The sequence below is a fragment of the Mycobacterium sp. TH-M15 genome, assembly GCF_057473705.1.
The window spans coordinates 1-2371 of record NZ_JBYCLB010000146.1 but is presented as its reverse complement, the minus strand read 5'-3'; the positions used below and the strand labels follow the sequence as shown (position 1 = coordinate 2371).

The following is a 2371-nucleotide window of genomic DNA, read 5'->3' as shown; positions in this document are numbered from 1 at the left end:
CCGGCAGGGTCCCGGGCAGGATGGTCAGCACGTCGGTCTGTCGGACCAGCGGTGCGCCGGTGGCGGCGGTGGCCGCGGCGAACGCCGGCACACCCGGGATGACCTCGGTGGGGAAGCGGCCGGCGAGCCGGTCGTGCATGTACATGTAGGAGCCGTAGAACAGCGGGTCGCCTTCGGTGAGCAGCGCGACGGTGCGCCCGGCGGAGAGGTGGGCGGCGAGCCGCGCGGTGGACTCTTCGTAGAAGTCGGCGATCGCACCGGCGTAGCCACCGGGGTGGTCGGTGGTCCCGGTGGTGATCGGGTAGCGCAGCTCCTCCTCGACGACGCCGGCGCGGATCAGGTCGGTGGCGATCTGCCGGGCGTAGGAGTGTTTGTTCACCCCGGCGTGGTAGGCGACCACGTCGGCCTCGCCGATGATCCGGGCAGCCTTGCGGGTGATCAGTTCCGGGTCGCCGGGCCCCAGGCCCACGCCGTAGAACCGGCCGGTCACTCGGCGTCCGATGCCAGGGCGTTGACGGCGGCCGAGGTCATCGCCGATCCGCCGCGCCGGCCGCGGACGGTGACGAACGGGATGTCGATGCCGTGCTCGGCGGCGAACGCCGCCAGCGCGGCTTTCGATTCTGCGGCGCCGACGAATCCCACCGGGCAGCCGACGACGACCGCCGGCCGGGCGCTGCCGGCGAGGATCATCTCCAGCAGGTGGAACAGCGCGGTGGGGGCGTTGCCGATGGCGACGACGGCGCCGGCCAGCATCGGCTCCCACAGCGAGACGGCGGCCGCGGTGCGGGTGGTGCGCCAGGCGGCGGCCAGCTCGGGCACCCGCGGGTCGTGCAGCAGGCAGTGCACCGGGTTGGCTGCCGGCAGCCGGCCGGCGGTGATGCCGGTGGCCACCATCGACGTGTCGCAGATGATCGGGGCGCCGCCGGCGAGCGCGCGTCGGCCGGCGGCCACCGCGTCCGGATGGATCGCCAGGTCGTCGACGAGGCCGGTCTGGCCGGCGCCGTGGATCATCCGCACGGCCAGCTGCTCGGCGTCCGCCGGGATGCCGGCGAAGTCGGTTTCGCGCCGGATGGTGGCGAACGAGTCGGCGTAGATCGCCGGGCCGTCGTCGACGTAGCGGTAACGCTTCGGCGGCCGGGCCGGCTGCCGGCCGATCGCCCCGCTCATCGCGGGCCTGCGGCGGCGGATGGGACGAATATGCCGCGCCACGGGGTTACGATGACGCCGCCGGCGTCCGGCAGCTCTGCGGCCCGGCTCGGGGTGAGGATTCCGTCGGGCACCCGCAGGTGGATGCCGCCGGGCACCGGGCCGTAGCGCAGCGGTCCGGCCGGCCCGGGCATGCGCGGGTCCGGTCCGGCGCGGGTGCCCAGCGGGGTGGCCAGCTCGCGCACGTGCCATGCCGCCTGCCGGCCGGCACCGCGGCGGGCCATGAATTCCGCCGCCAGGGCGGCGAGCCGCCCGGGTGCATCGACCAGCCGGACGACCGGCCCCCAGTGCCGGCCGAGTCGCAGTTGGCCGGTGCCGTCGTCCAGGGCGATCAAGCCGAGGTCGGTGCCGCGGTTTCCGGGCCGGGTCAGCCGGTCGAGCAGGTCGCCGCGCCCGTCGTCCAGGGTGAACAGGAACCGGCCGGGCAGATCGGCCAGGGTCGGCTCGGCGCAGATCGCGGCGTCCAGCCGGTGGGCGGCCCGGCGCAGGTCGGCCCGGCCACCCGCGTGGCCGGATTGCGGCGAGACCAGGATGTTGCGGGCCCGCTCATGGCTCGGGACCGGCAGCAGGCCGGTCGATTCGATTCCCCGCAGCGCCTCGCGGGTGAGCCGTCCGTGGTTCCCGGGCAGCCCACGGAGCTGCAGGTTGGCCCGCTTGGTCAGGTGCACCCGGCCGTCCCCGTACTCCGCGCTGACCGCCAGCAGCCGGCGCAGCGATGCGGTGGGCAGGTCGCCGCCGACGAGGCGGAGCCGGACCAGCATCCCGTCCTCGGCGGGCCAGGGCCGCAGCGCACCCGGGCAGAGGTCGCGGCGGGTACGAAGAGCGCCGGTCGCAGGCAGCGTCATCGCGGTCAGGCTACGGGCGGCTTCCGGCGCGGGGGCTCCCGCCGGCGAATGATGTCATCCAGCTCACGGACACGACCTCATAGTAGAAGTGGGCTTCGGCCGCCGACGGTGGCGGGGTGATCTCGCTCGCCGCCCGGCCGGAGCCGAGCTCAGCTGCCGGTTACCGCGCCGCTCAGCGCCGCCACCGCCGGGCCGAACATCGTCGTCTTGATCGCGCCCAGGGTGCCGCGGTCCTTGCCGGCCAGCGGACGCAGCAGCCCCACCGCGGCGGCGGTCACCGCCCCCTCGGCGGCGCTGGCGTCGACGATGCCGACCGCGGC

General features: G+C 75.3%; 3 protein-coding genes and 1 pseudogene. All 4 read right to left on the bottom strand.

The annotated features are described in order from the left end of the window. On the bottom strand, positions 1-490 hold a 490-nt coding region (locus AC2VNT_RS03575), incomplete at its 3' end, for an SAM-dependent methyltransferase (protein ID WP_486945549.1). Continuing rightward, positions 487-1167 carry a precorrin-8X methylmutase gene (locus AC2VNT_RS03570; RefSeq protein WP_486945548.1) on the bottom strand — a complete coding sequence of 227 codons (681 nt, stop codon included), beginning with the start codon at positions 1165-1167 and terminating at the stop codon, positions 487-489. The genes AC2VNT_RS03570 and AC2VNT_RS03575, both read right to left, overlap by 4 nt. Then, positions 1164-2051: a nitrite reductase gene (locus tag AC2VNT_RS03565; RefSeq protein ID WP_486945547.1), complete on the bottom strand. Its 888-nt coding sequence runs from the start codon at positions 2049-2051 to the stop codon at positions 1164-1166. Before AC2VNT_RS03565 ends, AC2VNT_RS03570 begins: the two co-directional genes overlap by 4 nt. 149 nt (positions 2052-2200) lie before the next feature. Continuing rightward, positions 2201-2371: pseudogene (locus AC2VNT_RS03560) on the bottom strand (enoyl-CoA hydratase/isomerase family protein); the annotation flags it as partial.

Coding starts and splice junctions, on each gene's coding strand:
- AC2VNT_RS03570 (WP_486945548.1), bottom strand. CDS start 1,167: ATGAGCGGGGCGATCGGCCGGCAGCCGGCCCGGCCGCCGAAGCGTTAC.
- AC2VNT_RS03565 (WP_486945547.1), bottom strand. CDS start 2,051: ATGACGCTGCCTGCGACCGGCGCTCTTCGTACCCGCCGCGACCTCTGC.